This is a genomic window from Actinomadura sediminis, assembly GCF_042675525.1.
GTDB classification, from domain to species: domain Bacteria; phylum Actinomycetota; class Actinomycetes; order Streptosporangiales; family Streptosporangiaceae; genus Spirillospora; species Spirillospora sediminis.
Genome location: NZ_JBHTJA010000003.1, coordinates 1 through 15621, shown reverse-complemented (window position 1 = coordinate 15621; position 15621 = coordinate 1). Strand labels below are relative to the sequence as shown.

14 protein-coding genes are annotated in these 15621 nt (G+C 71.6%); 7 read left to right on the top strand and 7 right to left on the bottom strand.

Going from position 1 to position 15621, the window contains the following annotated elements:
* Nucleotides 1-6: 6 nt before the first annotated feature.
* Together ACFQ11_RS02995 and ACFQ11_RS02990 are read right to left on the bottom strand one after the other, a co-directional pair.
* Nucleotides 7-1785, bottom strand: a complete 1779-nt coding sequence (locus tag ACFQ11_RS02995; RefSeq protein ID WP_378296195.1) for a S9 family peptidase — start codon at nt 1783-1785, stop codon at nt 7-9.
* Between the two features lie 59 nt (nt 1786-1844).
* Entirely contained in the window at nt 1845-2585 is a 741-nt protein-coding gene (locus ACFQ11_RS02990) for a MerR family transcriptional regulator (RefSeq protein WP_378296194.1), read from the bottom strand.
* Nucleotides 2586-2709: 124 nt separating this feature from the next.
* On the opposite strand from ACFQ11_RS02990, the gene ACFQ11_RS02985 reads away from it, so the two are divergent.
* Nucleotides 2710-2910: a hypothetical protein gene (locus tag ACFQ11_RS02985; protein WP_378296193.1), complete on the top strand. Its 201-nt coding sequence runs from the start codon at nt 2710-2712 to the stop codon at nt 2908-2910.
* Between the two features lie 40 nt (nt 2911-2950).
* On the opposite strand, the gene ACFQ11_RS02980 is transcribed toward ACFQ11_RS02985, so the two are convergent.
* The 3 genes from ACFQ11_RS02980 to ACFQ11_RS02970 form a co-directional block, all read right to left on the bottom strand.
* Complete coding sequence (locus ACFQ11_RS02980) at nt 2951-3115, bottom strand: hypothetical protein (protein ID WP_378296192.1); 165 nt, start codon at nt 3113-3115, stop codon at nt 2951-2953.
* A 28-nt stretch (nt 3116-3143) separates the two neighbouring features.
* Entirely contained in the window at nt 3144-3431 is a 288-nt protein-coding gene (locus ACFQ11_RS02975; protein ID WP_378296191.1) for a hypothetical protein, read from the bottom strand.
* Nucleotides 3432-3736: 305 nt separating this feature from the next.
* The gene (locus tag ACFQ11_RS02970) at nt 3737-4651 is read right to left on the bottom strand and encodes a LysR family transcriptional regulator (protein WP_378296189.1); all 915 of its coding nucleotides are present in this window, start codon (nt 4649-4651) and stop codon (nt 3737-3739) included.
* A gap of 90 nt (nt 4652-4741) precedes the next feature.
* Between ACFQ11_RS02970 and ACFQ11_RS02965 the strand changes: the two genes are divergently transcribed.
* Together ACFQ11_RS02965 and ACFQ11_RS02960 are read left to right on the top strand one after the other, a co-directional pair.
* Nucleotides 4742-5878: a pyridoxal-phosphate dependent enzyme gene (locus ACFQ11_RS02965; protein ID WP_378296188.1), complete on the top strand. Its 1137-nt coding sequence runs from the start codon at nt 4742-4744 to the stop codon at nt 5876-5878.
* 127 nt (nt 5879-6005) lie between these two features.
* The gene (locus ACFQ11_RS02960) at nt 6006-6440 is read left to right on the top strand and encodes a hypothetical protein (protein WP_378296187.1); all 435 of its coding nucleotides are present in this window, start codon (nt 6006-6008) and stop codon (nt 6438-6440) included.
* Nucleotides 6441-6488: 48 nt separating this feature from the next.
* Here ACFQ11_RS02960 and ACFQ11_RS02955 read toward each other — a convergent pair whose 3' ends face one another.
* Complete coding sequence (locus ACFQ11_RS02955) at nt 6489-8156, bottom strand: catalase (protein ID WP_378296186.1); 1668 nt, start codon at nt 8154-8156, stop codon at nt 6489-6491.
* Between the two features lie 472 nt (nt 8157-8628).
* A complete protein-coding gene (locus tag ACFQ11_RS02950) occupies nt 8629-9195 on the bottom strand; it encodes a hypothetical protein (protein ID WP_378296185.1) in 567 nt (188 codons plus the stop codon).
* A 517-nt stretch (nt 9196-9712) separates the two neighbouring features.
* On the opposite strand from ACFQ11_RS02950, the gene ACFQ11_RS02945 reads away from it, so the two are divergent.
* From ACFQ11_RS02945 to ACFQ11_RS02930, 4 genes are all read left to right on the top strand, one after another.
* Complete coding sequence (locus ACFQ11_RS02945) at nt 9713-10102, top strand: effector-associated constant component EACC1 (RefSeq protein WP_378296184.1); 390 nt, start codon at nt 9713-9715, stop codon at nt 10100-10102.
* Nucleotides 10103-10122: 20 nt separating this feature from the next.
* Entirely contained in the window at nt 10123-13941 is a 3819-nt protein-coding gene (locus ACFQ11_RS02940) for a caspase, EACC1-associated type (RefSeq protein WP_378296182.1), read from the top strand.
* Nucleotides 13942-14299: 358 nt separating this feature from the next.
* Nucleotides 14300-14926, top strand: coding sequence for a tyrosine-type recombinase/integrase (locus tag ACFQ11_RS02935; protein ID WP_378296180.1), 627 nt, complete (start codon nt 14300-14302; stop codon nt 14924-14926).
* Nucleotides 14923-15549: a hypothetical protein gene (locus ACFQ11_RS02930; protein ID WP_378296179.1), complete on the top strand. Its 627-nt coding sequence runs from the start codon at nt 14923-14925 to the stop codon at nt 15547-15549. The genes ACFQ11_RS02935 and ACFQ11_RS02930 overlap by 4 nt, the downstream gene beginning before the upstream one ends.
* Nucleotides 15550-15621: the final 72 nt, after the last annotated feature.

Genomic DNA, 15621 nt, shown 5'->3' with positions numbered 1-15621 from the left:
GACAGATCACGACATACCGAGATGCTTCCGGGCGAAGTCGATTTCGGCCGCCATCTGGGTGATGCGTTCCTCGACGACCAGCGAGCCGTGCCCGGCGTCGTACCGGTACACCTCGTGCGGCAGCCCCAGCTCGGCCAGCCGCGCGAGGTAGTTGTCGATCTGCCGGATCGGGCAGCGCGGGTCGTTCTCCCCGGCGAGGATCAGCACCGGCGCCCTCACCCGCTCCACGTACGTGATCGGGGACGACTCGCGGTACCGGTCCGGGACCTCCGCGGGCGACCCGCCGAACAGCGACCGGTCGAACGCCTGCAGGCCCTCCATCTCGTCCTCGTACGCCGCGACGTAGTCGGCGACCGGGACGCCCGCGACGCCGACGCTCCAGTCGTCCGGCTGCGTGCCGATGCCCAGCAGCGTCAGGAACCCGCCCCACGACCCGCCGGTCAGGACGAGCCGTTCCGGGTCGGCGAGGCCGGACGACACCGCCCAGTCGCGGACGGCCTTGATGTCCTCGAGCTCGGTGAGCCCGACCCGCCCCTCGATCGCGTCCCGCCACCGCGACCCGTAGCCGGTCGAGCCCCGGTAGTTGACGCGGACGACCGCGAACCCGTGGTCGATCCAGGCCGCGGCGGACGGGACGAACGAGTCGTCGTCCTGCGCGGTCGGGCCGCCGTGGACGTCGAACACCGTCGGGTACGGGGCCGCCGAACCGTCGTCCGGCCTGCTGACCAGCGCGTGGATGCGGCCGCCCGGGCCGTCCACCCACGCGTCCTCGACCGGCACCGACGGCGGCGCGGCCGGTCCCGGCGGCGTCAGCACGACCGCCCCGGACGTCGACCGGATCACCGGCGGCTCCGCGGCCGACGACCACGAGAACTCGACCGTCCCGTCCGGCCGGACGTCCGCGCCGCCGATCACGCCGCGCGGCGTGTCGATCCGGGTCAGCTCGTCCGTCCCGAGGTCGTAGCGGTACAGCTCGTCGCGGGCCTCGTGCGAGTGCGACACCAGCAGCGCCGACCCGTCCGGGTACCAGTCCGCGCCGATCTCGCCCGGCAGGTCGAGGACGATCTCGCGCTCGGTGCCCGCGACCGGGTCCCAGATCAGCATCTCGTCGCGGCCCCGCCGCTCGTGGTTCACCAGCAGCCGCGCGTCGCCCGCGACCGGCGCGAACCCGGCGCCGTAGACGCCCTTGCCGGGCCCGTCCCACAGGTCCGCGACCGCCGACCCGTCCGGGCGGACGACGCGCAGCGCCATGTGCCGGCTGTCGCCGTGCTCGCTGTGCCCGATCGCGATCAGCGTCTCGTCCCGCGACAGCGCCGCGACGTGCGCGTCCTCCGCGTGGTGGTACAGCACCTCGGGCTCCGCGCCCGGACGGCACAGGTGGATCGTGTTGCCCGCCTCCGTCGTGCGGCCGACGACCGCGAGGCCGCTCGCGCCCAGGCTCAGGCCGGACGGGTACGCGGGCTCCAGCCCCGGGACGGCCGGGACGCTCTCCGCGCCCTCCCCGGCGTCGAACGCGACGCGCCTCCACACGCCGAACTCGTCGCCGTCGGTGTCGGCGAACCACCACACCCACGTACCGGACGGGTCGACGCCGCCCATCCACGTCCCGTTCGGCCGGTCGGTCACCTGCCGCCGCGCGCCGGTCGCCCGGTCCCACGTGTAGATCTCCCACGTGCCGGTCACGTTCGACCGGTAGACGCTGCGGTCGGGCGCGTCACGCGCCCATCGGGGCAGGCTGATCCGGGCGGCGCGGAACCGCGCCTTCCAGCGCTCTTCGTCGACCATGCACCCCAGTATGGCCGCCCGCGCCGGACGGACGCGCCCGCGCGCGTCCCCGGAAGCGATCAGGTGGCGAGGGGGCCGAGGAGCCGGTCGATCGCCGCCCGCACCTGCCGGTCCATCGCCGCCGCGAAGCCCGCCTCGACGGTGACCTGCGCGCCCGGCCGCAGCCGCGCCAGCGTGTCGGTCAGCTCGCCGAGGTCCTGCTCCTCCAGCCGGCCGACGACGTGCGTCGCGATGAGGTCGACGAACATGGCGGCGAGTCCGTCCATGCTCTCCTGCAGCTCCCGCCCGGCCGACAGCACCGCGTCCAGCGGCACCCCGGCCCGGACGAGCGTCACCGTCGCGTCGAGCTGGCGGCGGCTCCAGTGCGTCACGCGGTCGCCGTCGATCTCGATGATCCCGAGCTCCAGCGCCCGTTCCACCGACGCGGGCCCGACCTCGCCGGGGAACAGCGCGGCCAGCTCGTCCATCGACATGGTCACCGGCACCTCGGTGGACCACGGCGTCGTGACCGCCTTCTCCACGCCGAGCACGGCGCCGATGTCGCGGCCCTGCTCCCACGCCGCGAGCAGCTCCCGGATGCCCTCCAGGGTGTGGCCGCGCTCCAGCAGATTGGCGATCATGCGCAGGCGCGCGAGATGCTCCTCCGAGTACAGCCCGATGCGGCCCTTCCGGCGCGGCGGCGGCAGCAGCCTGCGCTCCTGGTAGTAGCGCAGCGTCCGGACCGGGACGCCCGCGGCCTCCGCGAGCTCCCCGATCCGGTACTCCCGTCCGTCCGGTTCCGTCACGGCCTCATCGCTCACGGCGTCAGCATAGTTCGCGGCGGGACCGGGACCCGCCCGCGCGCCGGAACGCCCGCCGTTCCGGGCACGTCTGAGTGTCGCGCCCGCCGTCCCGGAGGGCTCGAGTTCGCGAAAGGCAAGGATGATGAGCAGAAGAGTCGCCCTGACGATGACCGTGGTGGTCGCGGCGTTCGGCCTGACGGCGTGCGGAGGCGGCGGGGACCGGTGGTGCGAGCACGACGCGACCGACCGGCGGGTGAACGACAGCCACTGCGAGAACAACGAGCCCGGCTACGAGTGGGAGTCGGACGGCGGCTCGAAGGGCAAGAAGAAGAAGCGCCACTGAACCCGCCCGCCGAGCCCGGCGGGCGGGCGCCCCGACGCCGTCAGGGGGCGCGGCGGACGGTCATGACCCGGCGTTGCCGCCGCCGCCTGCGGCGTTCGTTCCCGCCGCGCCGGGGCCCGTCGGGCTCGGTGGCGAGCAGGTCGCGGAGGCCGCGCGGGAGGACGTCCTCACGGCGGTCGGCGAACGGCGAGCGCGTCGGCTTCATGTCCCTCTCCTCTCCCGTCGCGGCCGGTTCACGCCGGGGACGGCTCGCGGGGCGCCGGGGAACGCCCGTAGGCGCGGGTCACCGCGGCGATGGCCCAGCGCATCCGGGCGAGGTAGACGTCCGGGTGATCGCCGGCCTCCTGCGCGATCTCCGCGAGGCAGCCGGCCCGGTCGCCGCCGCAGGCGCCGAGGCGCGCGTCGACGGCCGCGCGCACCTGCGCGGCGGACGGCCGATCGGACTCCTGCAGCGCGGAGCCGTACAGGAGCCGGGCGAGTTCTATGGTGTTCATCGAGGTGAGGATCGACGTATCGGACATCGTTGCCTTCTTCCTGCGGCCGGTCCCGTCTCCGGTCCGCGTCCCTCTACCGCCGATGTCGACTCTGCCCGGTCGGCGGACTCATCGCCATCCGGGAAAACCCCCAAATAAGGATGCGGCTCGCCCGCATGCGCCCCGTGGACGGGGATCGGGGTGATCGGGAGGGCCCGGGGAGTCCTGGCGTGTCGCCGGTCTCGTCAGGGGGCCGGGAGGTCGCCTCGGCGAGTGAGGGACTTGATGTTCCGTGGTGAAAAACGGATGTTGTGCAACCGAGCTTAGCCGCCGTCTGCAAATCCTTTGAGGGTCTATTGGGCGCGTTCCCGCGAAGGACGTTCCCGCAGCGGGAGGGCGAGCGCCTCGCACCACGCGCGGACGGCCGGGTGCCCGCCGCTCCCCCTGCGCGTCGCGGCGAACAGGCGCCGGACGCGCCGCCCGCGCGGCAGCCGCACGACCGGGACGGCCGCGCCGCCGCCCGTCCACACCAGGTCGGGGAGCAGGGCGGCGGCGTGGCCGCGCTCGACGAGCCGCAGGTGCAGCAGCAGGTCGGTCGACTCGTAGCGGACGTCGGGCTCGAACCCGGCGTCCCGGCACAGCCGGGTCGCCCAGCGCCGCGACGCCGTCCCCGCGGGCTCCATCACCCAGGGAAGGCCGGCCGCCGCCGCCAGGGCGCCCTCCCCGGCGGCGGTCTCGCCGGGCAGGGCCAGCCGCATCTCGTCCCGCCCCAGCTCCGCGTACTCGATCCCGTCCGGGCGCGGCATCGGCTCGTCCGGGTACTCCTCGGTGACGGCCACGTCGAAGTCGCGGGCGAGCAGCGCGGGCAGGGCGCTCTCCGGCTCGCACTGCGTGACCTCGACGCGCAGCCCCGGATGGGCCGCGCCGAGCCGGCTGAGCGCGTCCGGGACGAGCGCCAGCGCGGCCGTCTGGAACGCCGCGACGCGCAGCGTCCCGGTGAGTCCCGCCAGCGACGCCGCGAGGTCGGCCTCCGCGCGTTCGAGCCGCTCCAGCACCGCCTCGGTGTGCGCGACGAGGATCTCGGCCTGCGGGGTCAGCCGCACCCGCCGCCCGACCGGTTCGAGCAGCGGCACCCCCGCCTCCCGCTCCAGCACCGACAACTGCTGGGAGATCGACGACGGGCTGTACGACAGGGCCGCGGCGACGGCGGCGAGCGTCCCGCGATGCTTCAGCTCGCGCAGCAGCCGCAGCCGGTGCAGATCCAGCATCGCCCACCCTCGATCGTTCGGTTCCCCTGATGATTATCGCTCGGAAACATGCGCTGGACCGATCGGAGTGCGCTGCGGAAGCCTGACCTCATGACCACGATGACCCGCACGTCCTGGTACGTCCGCCCCCGGGCCGCCGAACGCGATCGCCCGTCCGTCCCGTCCGTCCCGCACGACGCCGTCGCGGCGTTCCACCGGACCCTGCCCGGGTACGCGCCCACCCCGCTGGTCGAACTGCCGCCGCTCGCCGCCGAACTGGGCGTCCGCCGGCTGTTCGTGAAGGACGAGTCGTCCCGGCTCGGCCTGCCCGCGTTCAAGATGCTCGGCGCGTCGTGGGGCGCCTTCCGGGCCGTGTCCGAGCACCACGGGCTCGCCGAGCCGACGCTCGAACGGCTGCGCGAGCGCCTCCGCGGCGAACGTCCCGTCCGGCTCGTGACGGCCACGGAGGGCAACCACGGACGGGCGGTCGCCGCGATGGCGCGGCTGCTCGGCGCGCGCGCCCGCGTCTACGTCCCGCACGGCGTCCACCCCGTGGCCGTCGCGGCGATCGAGGGCGAGGGCGCGTCGGTCACGGAGGTCGCGGGGACCTACGAGGAGGCGGTCCAGCTCGCCGCCGCCGCGTCCGCCCCGGACACCCTGCTCGTTCAGGACACGTCCGTGCCCGGCCACGAGCAGGTACCCCAATGGATCGTGGACGGCTACTCCACCCTCTTCACCGAAATCGACGACGAACTGAGCGTGCGCGGCGTCGAGCCGCCGAGCCTCGTCGCCGTCCCGGTCGGCGTGGGTTCGCTGGCGCAGGCGGCCGTGGCCCACTACCGGGCCGGACGGACGCCGTCCACGCTCCTGACCGTCGAGCCGGACGCGGCGCCCTGCGTCCTCGCGAGCCTCACCGCCGGACGGCCCACGACGATCGAGACCAGCGCGACCATCATGTCCGGGCTGCACTGCGCGGCGCCGTCCGCGCTCGCCTGGCCGCACCTGCGGGACGGCGTGGACGCCGCCGTGTCCGTCTCCGACGGCGCCGCCGCCCGCGCCGCCCGCGACCTCGCGGCGCTCGGCGTCCCCGCCGGGCCCTGCGGCGCCGCGTCCCTGGCGGGCGTCCGCGCCGCGCTCGCCCCCGGCCGCCGCGACGCGCTCCCGGACGGCCACGACCGCACGGTGGTGCTGCTCGCGACGGAGGGGGCCTCCGCGAACCCGGCCCTCGCCGCGGACGCCCCGCACTGACCCCGCCGACAGATCTTCGGAATCGGGGCGAAATCAGGGGGGACAGGCGTTCTACGCGTCGGTAACATGCCACTACTCGCGGGTACGGACAGCCGCCGCGAACCACCGACCCGTGCGGAGGTGACCGATGCAGACCGTCGCGGCACCCGTGACCAACCGCCTCATCGACCGCCTCGACGAGATCGCCGCCGAGGTCGCCGGGGACATCACCGCCCGCGTCCCCGCCTACGCGCACCTGCCCGACACGGTCGTCGCCCGCGCCCTGCGCGACGCCCTCATCGTCTACGCGGGCGCCCACGGCAAGACCGCCGCGCTCGACTGGTTCCGCCGCCTCGGCGCCCGCTCCGCCCGCGCCGGCCAGGACGTCCGGCAACTGGAGTCCGCGCTGCGCACGGGCGCCCGGATCCTCGTCCGCGAGATGGCGGGCGCCGCCGCGCGCCTCTACCCGCCCAACGACGAGTTCGTCGCCGTCATGGAACGCGCCTTCACCGGCGAGGCCGAGATCATCGAGGCCGCGCTCACCGCGCACCGCATCGCGCACGCGGCCGACGGCCGCCCCTGACGCGGAAGGGGCGGCCGCCGGAACCCTCGCCGCGGCCGGGCCGCGCCGTCAACCCTCCCCGAAGCGGTGGACGGCCCGCTCGTTCGGCACGCAGTGCGTCATCTTCAGCCCGCCGACGTCCCGCGGCCCGTTCTTGCCGAGGTTCGCGAGCCGGCGCCGGTCCTCGTCCGTCAGCGTCTGCCCCGGCAGCGGCTCCAGGTGCGCGACGGCGTCCGGCCCGATCCCGAGCCCGTCGCCGACCCGCAGGCCCAGCTCGTCCTCCGCCAGCAGGAAATGCCACACCATCCGCTCCTGGATCGGCCGCTCGCACCGCGACAGCTGCCCCACCAACGTCTCGACCAGCGCGTCGCGTTCCCAGCCCTCCATCAGCAGGTACCGCTGCCCCGCCTGCACGTAGTCGTTCGTCCGCGGGATCCGCTTGCGCGTCACCCGGCCGACGATCTCCGGGCCCTCGTCGTCCGTCGTCGGGTACTGCGCCTCCCGCAGCCCCCCGGTGATCGACGGCTCGTAGTTCACGTGCGGGTTCTCGCCGCCGCCGTCGACGTAGTAGGCCATCTGGCCGTCCCGCTGGTTGGTCCGCACCTTCGCGCCCCTGGCCTGGTTGACCGGAAGCTGCAGATAGTTCGGCCCCACCCGGAACCGTTGCGTGTCGCTGTAGGAGAACGTGCGCCCCACCAGCATCTTGTCGTCCGAGAAATCGAGCCCGTCCACCAGGACGCCCGTCCCGAACGAGATCTGCTCGTTCTCCGCGAAGTTGTCCTTCACGTTCTCGTTCAGCACCATCCGCCCCACCGGCTTCGGCGGGAACTCGTTCTCCGGCCACACCTTCGTGTCGTCCAGCGGATCGAAATCGAGCTCCGGGTGCTCGTGGTCGTCCATCATCTGCACGACGAGCTCCCACTCCGGGAAGTCCCCCCGGTCGATCGCCTCGTGCAGGTCCCGCGTCGCGTGCCCCAGGTCGCTCGCCTGCACGGCGGCGGCGTCCGCCTCCGTCATGCTCCGGACGCCCTGCTTCGGCATCCAGTGGTACTTGACCAGCTTCGTCTGCCCGGCCTGGTTCACCCACTTGTACGTGTTCACGCCGAACCCCTGCATGTGCCGGTAGTCGGCCGGGATCCCGCGCGGGCTGAACAGATTCACGAGCATGTGCATCGACTCGGGCGTCTGCGACATGAAGTCGAAGATCCGGTTCGGCTCCTGCCGGAACGTCACCGGATCGGGCTTCAGCGCGTGGATGACGTCCGGGAACTTGATCGCGTCCCGGATGAAGAACACCGCCAGGTTGTTCCCCACCAGGTCCCAGTTCCCGTCCTCGGTGTAGAACTTGACCGCGAACCCCCGCGGGTCCCGCGCCGTCTCCGCCGAGTCGCGCCCGCCGATGACCGTCGAGAACCGCACCGCCAGCGGCGTCCGCTTCCCCGCCTCCTGGAACAGCTTCGCGCGCGTGTAGTCCGCGATCGGCTCGTCGCCCCACCTGCCGTACGCCTCGAAGTACCCGAACGCCGTCACGCCCCGCGCGTGCACGACCCGCTCCGGCACCCGCTCCCGGTCGAAGTGGCTGATCTTCTCGAGGAACTGGTAGTTCTCCAGCGTCGCCGGACCCCGCGCCCCGACCGTCCGCTGGTTCTGGTTGTCGTACACCGGATGGCCCTGCCGGTTCGTCAGCACCTCTCGCTCGTCGCCCGGCTCCGATCCCCTGCTCGAAACGTCGGTCACGACGCCCCTCTCCTCTCGCTCCGCGACATGCCTCCCGCCGCCCCTACCCGAAGCGGCACAGCGGAAAGTCACGCCCGGTGCGGTTTGAGTAAACGCACCGGCCGCAGGCGACGCCAGGTCGGCGAACGGGCCCGTGCCGCCGCCCCCGGACAGGTTCGCGCCGCGGCCCCGACGCACGGCCGAGCCCTTCGCGATGCACGGGGCGACGACGCCGGTGCACATCGCCGCCTCGGCCGCCCGTCCGCCCATGGAGGCGCAGACCAGGGGATTGTCCAGCGCGGCGCGGAATGACACGCTGATGTGACCGCTTGATACGGCGAACGCAGGATCGAAGATGTACCGTGACGACGCGGTAAGGGCCGCGCTCCGCTACCGGTCGCACCTGCCAGTGGGTATTTCGGCGGTTCTCGCGGCCGCACTGGGAAGCGCCATGACTCCCCTGTACTTCCTCGCCCTACGTTCGGGCGCTCCCTCATTGCTGATCTTGCCCCTTCTGGGCGCCGCTTCGGTCCTCGTCGTGAATCGCTGCATCTCGCGGAACGTGACCCTTTCCGCCGACGGCCGACTTACCGTCACCGGCCTCGGGCGGCGCGTCGACGTGGACGTGCGACACCTCACCGCCGTCCACGTTTCCGCAGCCGCCCGCGCAGGCTTCGCCTTCGCCCAAGTCCGCTGGGACGGCGGAGGCTGCCGGCTCTGGCAGGCCATGGAACGCCTCCCGGAACCGGGATCGAAGAGACGCACCCGCCCGTCCGCGAACGTCAGCGAGGACTTCCGGGACCTGGTGTACCGCCTGAACCTCCTCAACCCCCCAATGACCATCCACGGCATAGACCCCCCGGCCCAGTACCGCCACTTCCGCCCGTAGGCGAACCGGCTCGATACCGCCCGCCCCGTACGTGTCCGCCGTCGCGACCAGCCAGACGTCCGGGCGGGCCCGCACCATGCCGCCGGCGAACGCGCACGAACGGATGGACAGCGCCTGGTTCAGCTCGGCGAGCAGTCCCGGGAGGCCGCTGCCCAGCTCGTCGAGGAGCATCAGCTCCTCCAGCGCCGCGAATGCCCGCTTTCACCGTCTCGGCGGACGCCGACTCGGCCGCCTTCCCGGCGGTGCGCGCCGCGACGTCCGCCGTCCCTCCGCGGACGGACGATCTCCTCGGCGCGGGCGACGCGCTCCCCCGCCACCGCGAGCGCGACCCGCTGGGCGACGCGCCGCCATCGTCTCCTCGGCGTACGCCGTCCGCGCGAACGCGTCCACGTGGTGCATGACGGTCTCGAACGCCACCGCCCCCGCGATCTAGCGGACCTCAGCCCTGGACCTCTCCCGCATGCCCCGAGTATCGGCGGGCGCCCCCGGGAACCCCTCCCGGACGCCGAGGAGCGCGCCCGTCCGGCCACCGGCGTCCAGCCCATATGCCGTGCCGGCGCGGCGAAAACCCGAGAAAGCGGCTGTCCGCTATTCCTTATGGGCTTTTCTTTCTCTATCTCCGGCATCCGCATGCCGCAGCAACTAGCATTGTCGGGCTCTGTCAAGGCGTAGTGATCGAAGGGCGGGCATGGACGCCGCAAACGAGGGTGAGAGCCGCCACCGGATCGACATCATCGACGACGATCCGCTACGCGCCCGCCGGGAGGCGCGTGAACTGCTCAACGATCTCCAGGCGGCCGACGGCGCCGCTGAACTGAATGTTCTACGGGATCGGACCATCGACGAGTCCCGCAAGGGCGGAGTGTCCGCGGACCTCGTCGGCGTGCTCTTCGGCGGCGGGTCGTTCGTCGCCGCCGCGGTGCAGATCTGGCTGGCCAGGGTGCCGCAGCGGACCGTCGTCGTGACCCGTCCGGACGGCGCGACGTTGCGCATCACCGGCCGCGAGGCGAGGGCCGATGACGAACGCGTCGAGCGATTCCTCCGCGGCGACGACACCGGTACCGACGGGGCGGCATGATCAGCAACGATCGTTACGCAATGCTCATCGGGGTATCCGCCTACGACAGCGAGAAGTATCCCGATCTTCCTGCGGTCCGGGCCGATCTGCACTACATGCAGGCGGTGCTGGAGAACACCCAGATCGGGATGTACAACGACTGCGAGGTGGTGGCCGAGCCGACGCGCCTCGAGATGTTGCACGCCGTCGAGACCTACCTGGAGGAACGGCGGCAGAGCGAGACGGCGCTGCTCTACTTCAGCGGCCACGGGGAGTTCTGCGAGCAGGACAACCAGCTCTACTTCCTCACCCGCGACACCGACCCGGACGATCTCCCTGGTACCGCCGTGCCCGCGCAGTTCCTGGAACGGATGCTGCAATCCTGCCGCGCCGCGTCCAAGCTGGTGCTGCTGGATTGCTGCTCCAGCGGTTCCGTGGTCCAGGGCTGGACGGCGAAGGGCGGCGGCACCCCGGGCGCCGGAGAGCATCCGGGACGCAGCACCCTGCTGCACCCGACGGGCGTCTACTTCATCACCGCATCCGACGCACTGCAGGCCGCGTCGGCGATGGCGCCGCCCGGCTCCACGCTGGGCACGTCCCGGTTCACCGGAGAGATCGTGGAAGGCCTGCGCAACGGGCGGATCACCAACGGCGCCTGGGTCACGCCGGACCACCTGTTCGACTACCTGACCGACCAGATGACGCGGAGCGGAGTACCCGAGGAGCAGCGTCCGACCCGGTCGATCATCCGGGCCACCCGCTCCCTCCCCTTCGCCCGTTCCGTCGCCCGCACCGTGCACCTGCCCACGCCGCCCGGCGACCGGGGAGCTCACCGAGACACGCCTGCGTTGCGAAAAGCCCGTGAGTCGGCCGCGCGGGAGCCGCGCGGGGACGCCACAGAGTGGCAGCGGCTTCTCCGCTACTACGCCGATTGCCTCAGCACCCAGACGTCCTCAGGAATGACGCCGGACCGCGTAGAGGGACGGAACCGGGAGTACTTCCTGGTGGGAGAAGGCGCGGAGACGATCCAGTCGGGGCTCGGGTCGAGCCTGCCCGTCCCGTCCGCCCTACCAGGCGCCGGAGAAGGCCGAGGGGGCGCAGAGCAGTACGAGTACTGGTACGGCTACCCGGCGCTGACCCTTCCGCCGTCCGGTGCGGGCCGGAAAATGTCGGCGGCGCCTCTGCTCCTCCAGCAACTCGAGCTCACGCCGGACGAGTCGGGGCGCGCGGTACTTCGCCCGACAGGTGTGCCGTCGGTGCACGCGGGCGTCGTCAAGGAACTCCTGACCGACGCGGAAGCCGCCGACGTCATCGCGAGCTGGCAGCCCACCTGGCAGGAGGGCAACGAGAACCAGATGATCCACGCGGTGCGGGAACTGCTGAACACGCTGGGGATGCGCGAGCTGGAGCCGTTGGTCCCCTCGGCCCTGAGCGGGCAGTCGTTCGCGAAGACCCTCCGGCCCGGCGCGCACAACGCCGCCATGGTGCTGGTGCGTTCGGGCAAGGCCATGTCGGCGACCGTCGGCCTGGAGGAGAACCTGCTCGCCATCTCCGCCCGCGCCGGCGAGATCCCCGGCACCGCACTCGGTGCCCTCCTGGCCGGCGACTCGGCGGCCCCGGAGGAAGCGGAGCCGCGATGGCCGGTCGTCGCGGCGGGGCCGTGCAACGAGAGCCAGGAGCAGGTCGTCGCGTCCGCGATGACCCGTCCGCTGACCGTGGCGACGGGACCGCCCGGGACGGGTAAGAGCGAGGTCGTGACCTCCGTGGTCACGACCTGCGTGGCGGCCGGGCAGACCGTCCTGGTGGCGTCCACCAACAACGAGGCGGTGGACGTCGTCGCCGAGCGGTGCGACGCGATCTCCCCCGGGCTGCTTCTGCGAACCGGCAACGTGGAGGCGCTGAAAGAGGAGGCCGCAAAGATCGAACGGCTGCTCCACCAGGGAGTGCCCCGCCCGCGACGCGCCTCCTCCACCGTGTCCGGGGAACTACGCGACGTGCATGCACGGGCGGCCGCGGAACGGGCCGAGGCCGAAGCGTTCGTAGCCGAGGAGGAGCGGCTGCGCGACTTCCTCGAGGAGCGGGAGGCCAGAGCTGCTTCGCTGGACCTTCCGGTGGAGTCGCTCACCCGTGCGTGGGCCGGCCGGACGGCCCCGCTCGTCCGCTGGGAGACCCGGGCGCGCAAGGCCGCGGCGGCTCGCAGATGGTTCCCCCGGCTGCGCCGCGCGCGAGCACTGAACGCGCTGGTCGCAACGGCTTCCCAGGAAGCCGGGGCGTGGCCGGCCTGGGTCGCGGAACGTCCGGTGCCGCCGGCGCGGCTGGCCGAGCTGGCCGACGCGATGTCCGCGGAGCGCAACCTGCGGGAGCTTCTGCCGCGCCATCTCAGCCGAGACGAACAACGGCTGCGGCTCTCACGACTGGAAACGAAGACCCGGCTGTCGGATCTGTCGGAAGAGCTCTCGCAGGCGGCAGCGGCCGAGTCGGTGGCCCGCGCCCGCACGCTGCTGACCGACCGGCTTCAGGCGCTCCGCGACCGCCGGGGCTTCCGGCGGTCCCAACAGAACCTGATGCGCGAGATCAGGGGCTGGGCCACCAGCACGCACTCGGTTCGCCGACTCGAACTGGCCCCGAAGATGTTCGACCTGGTGGTGATCGACGAGGCGAGCCAGTGCTCGGTCGCCGCGGTGCTGCCGCTCCTCTTCCGGGCACGACGGGCATTGATCATCGGTGATCCGATGCAGCTCGGCCACATCGGGATATCACCTCAGCAGGAACGGCAGGTCCGGAAACGCGCCGGGCTCAGCGCGGCCCAACTCGAAGACCGGCGGCTCGCCTTCCACGTGCATTCGTCGTATCACGCGGCGGCGCGGCGGGTGGAGTCGACGTTCCTGCTGGATGAGCACTACCGGTGCCACCCGGAGATCGCCGACGTCGTGAACGGCCACTGCTACGCGGGCCGGTTGAGAGTACTGACCGATGTGCGTCGGCACGTCCCCGCGGTGAACCCGTCGCGGCCCACCGAATCCGCTCCCGTACTTGGCTGGGTGGACGTTCCAGAGGGCGCGTCGATGCGAGGAACCGGCGAACGGTCCTGGCGGAACCGCGCCGAGGCCGACGCCGTGCGCGTCACGGTGGAGTCACTGCTCGACCGGCTGCCGGAGAACGCAACGGTGGGAGTGGTGACGCCCTTCCGCGCGCAGAAAGAAGAGCTGGAGCGGACCCTGCGGCACGAGCGAGTGCGGGTCGGTACCGTCCACACGTTCCAAGGGGGCCAGCGTGACGTGATGGTCCTCAGCCCGGTCGCGGCGCACAACACCCCGGCGGGGACGGCCCGCTGGGTGGCGAGCCAGGTGAACCTGTGGAACGTCGCCATCACCCGCGCGAAGTCACAACTGATCACGGTGGGCTGCCACGCCTTCTGGTGGCGGCAGGAAGGGCTGCCCGCCCTGCTCGCGGAACGCTCGGTCCCGCTCGGCGAACCGGCGGGACCGTCCCCGGCCACCCCTCTGCTCGACCAGCACCGGGACTTCCGACGCCAAGACCTCGCCGACCGGCTCCAGCGATATCTAGGGTCGGCGTGCGGCGTCACGGACCTGGAGCGCGACGCACTGGTCGGTGGGCACCGAGCGGATCTGCTCTACACGGTGGACGGAGAGAACGTCGCCGTCCTCATCGACCCGGGCCCCGCACCGGGCCAGGACCGAGCGCGGCATCTGCGTCTGAACCACGCGCAGAGCGATCTGCTGACCGGCTTGCCTTCCGGAGGCATGGGCGCGAAAGAAGGCCCCGTCAAACGCACGCTGCGGATCCCCGCATGGAAAGTCCTGGCAGGCGACGAGCATCTCCACGAGCTGCTGCCGTGACCAGCCCGGCCCGGCGGCCACAACCCGTCCGCCGGGCCGGCATCCCATACCGCAACGCGTCCATGAAGTCGGCGACATCGCAGACGAATCGCGGCCAAAAAGATCTCAAGGCCGGTCTCCTAAGCGGAGATCCGGCCTCGATCTGGCGGTTCTGTCGGGGTGGCGGGATTTGAACCCACGACCTCTTCGTCCCGAACCCCAAATCATGGCTATTTAGGGGTCGTGCATGTAAAGACGATTCGCGTTAAAATCCCAGGTGGACGGCGGGTTCCGGTGCCAATCGCTCACGGACAAGGATGGCCGGTTCGCCACCGTCCACGGACAAATCACGGACGGATGATCATGGGGAGATCGCCTCGTGGGATACGCGAAGAAGCGCAAAGGCAACAACGGAAAGTACCGCTACACGGCCTGCTATGTCGACATCAAGGGCCGCCTGCGGTCAGCCGGGACATATTCCAACAAAAGGGAAGCCGACAAGGCATGGCAGCGAGCGGAGGTAGAGGTCTCCAGAGGCCGAACCGGCGACCCGGGCCGCGGAAAGCAGCGGTTCAAGGACTACGTCGAGCTGGTCTGGCTCCCGAACCACCAGGTCGAGGCCACCACCCGTGAGAGCTACACGTACGCGATCTACAGGAACATCATGCCGACGTTCGGCTCGATGCGGATGATCGACATCCTCCCCGAGCACGTCCGCGCGTGGATCACGGCCCTCAAGAACCAGGGCATGAAGCCCGTGAACATCCGCTACAACAAGATCGTCCTCAGCGCCGTCTTCACCACGGCGATGGACGACCAGGTCACCTTCATCCACCCCTGCCGCGGCGTCCGCACGCCCCCGGTCGTCCGCAAGCCCCTAGAGATCATCACGCCGGAGCAGTTCGACGACGTCTACAACGCCCTCCCGAAGGCACCTTCCGCCTCCTCGCCGAAACCGAGATCGAGAGCGGCCTCCGCTGGGGCGAACTCAGCGAGCTGCGCGTGAAGGACGTCAACCTCCGGACCCGCATCCTCACGGTCAGCCGCACCGTCGTCGAGCTGAACCCGAAGTTCCACCCGGAGGGGCGCCACTTCCTCGTCAAGGACTACCCGAAGGACAAGGAGTTCCGCCGCTTCAAGCTCAGCACCCAGATCATCGAGAAGCTCGAAGACCACATCCGGGCCGCCAACCTGACCCAGGACGACCTCCTCTTCCAGATGCCACCCCAGGACAAGCCCCGAGCCCGCATCACCGAGATCCCAGACCCAGAGACACTCGGCCGCACGGAACCGAACGAGAAGGGCCGCACCTACAACCACGGCACTCTCAGCGGGTACACCGCCGGCCGCTGCCGCTGCGACTACTGCCGAGGAGCCTTCGCCCTCTACCGAGCCGCCCGCCGCGCGAAGGGCAAGGACAACCCCCGCCCCCGCCGTGTCCGCGAGACCGACGGCCACATCCCCAACGACTGGTTCCGCCGCAGAATCTGGTACCCCGCCCTGGCCGCCGCCGGCCTCAACTTCAGACCCACCATGCGCGACCTACGCCACGCCCACGCCTCCTGGCTCCTCAACGGCGGCGCTGACCTCCAGGTAGTAAAGGAGCGCCTAACCAGGGTTATTGGGTGATGGCGGTCGGGTAAGTCGACGGACCGTCGGTGTGGGCGTATGCCGGTGGTATGGCCAGATACCCCCAGGGCG

Bases quoted from the DNA above. Each gene is read 5' to 3' on its own strand.
- ACFQ11_RS02995 (WP_378296195.1), bottom strand. From the start codon at position 1,785: ATGGTCGACGAAGAGCGCTGGAAGGCGCGGTTCCGCGCCGCCCGGATC.
- ACFQ11_RS02985 (WP_378296193.1), top strand. From the start codon at position 2,710: ATGAGCAGAAGAGTCGCCCTGACGATGACCGTGGTGGTCGCGGCGTTC.
- ACFQ11_RS02980 (WP_378296192.1), bottom strand. From the start codon at position 3,115: ATGAAGCCGACGCGCTCGCCGTTCGCCGACCGCCGTGAGGACGTCCTC.
- ACFQ11_RS02975 (WP_378296191.1), bottom strand. From the start codon at position 3,431: ATGTCCGATACGTCGATCCTCACCTCGATGAACACCATAGAACTCGCC.
- ACFQ11_RS02970 (WP_378296189.1), bottom strand. From the start codon at position 4,651: ATGCTGGATCTGCACCGGCTGCGGCTGCTGCGCGAGCTGAAGCATCGC.
- ACFQ11_RS02965 (WP_378296188.1), top strand. From the start codon at position 4,742: ATGACCACGATGACCCGCACGTCCTGGTACGTCCGCCCCCGGGCCGCC.
- ACFQ11_RS02960 (WP_378296187.1), top strand. From the start codon at position 6,006: ATGCAGACCGTCGCGGCACCCGTGACCAACCGCCTCATCGACCGCCTC.
- ACFQ11_RS02950 (WP_378296185.1), bottom strand. From the start codon at position 9,195: ATGCTCCTCGACGAGCTGGGCAGCGGCCTCCCGGGACTGCTCGCCGAG.
- ACFQ11_RS02945 (WP_378296184.1), top strand. From the start codon at position 9,713: ATGGACGCCGCAAACGAGGGTGAGAGCCGCCACCGGATCGACATCATC.
- ACFQ11_RS02940 (WP_378296182.1), top strand. From the start codon at position 10,123: ATGCTCATCGGGGTATCCGCCTACGACAGCGAGAAGTATCCCGATCTT.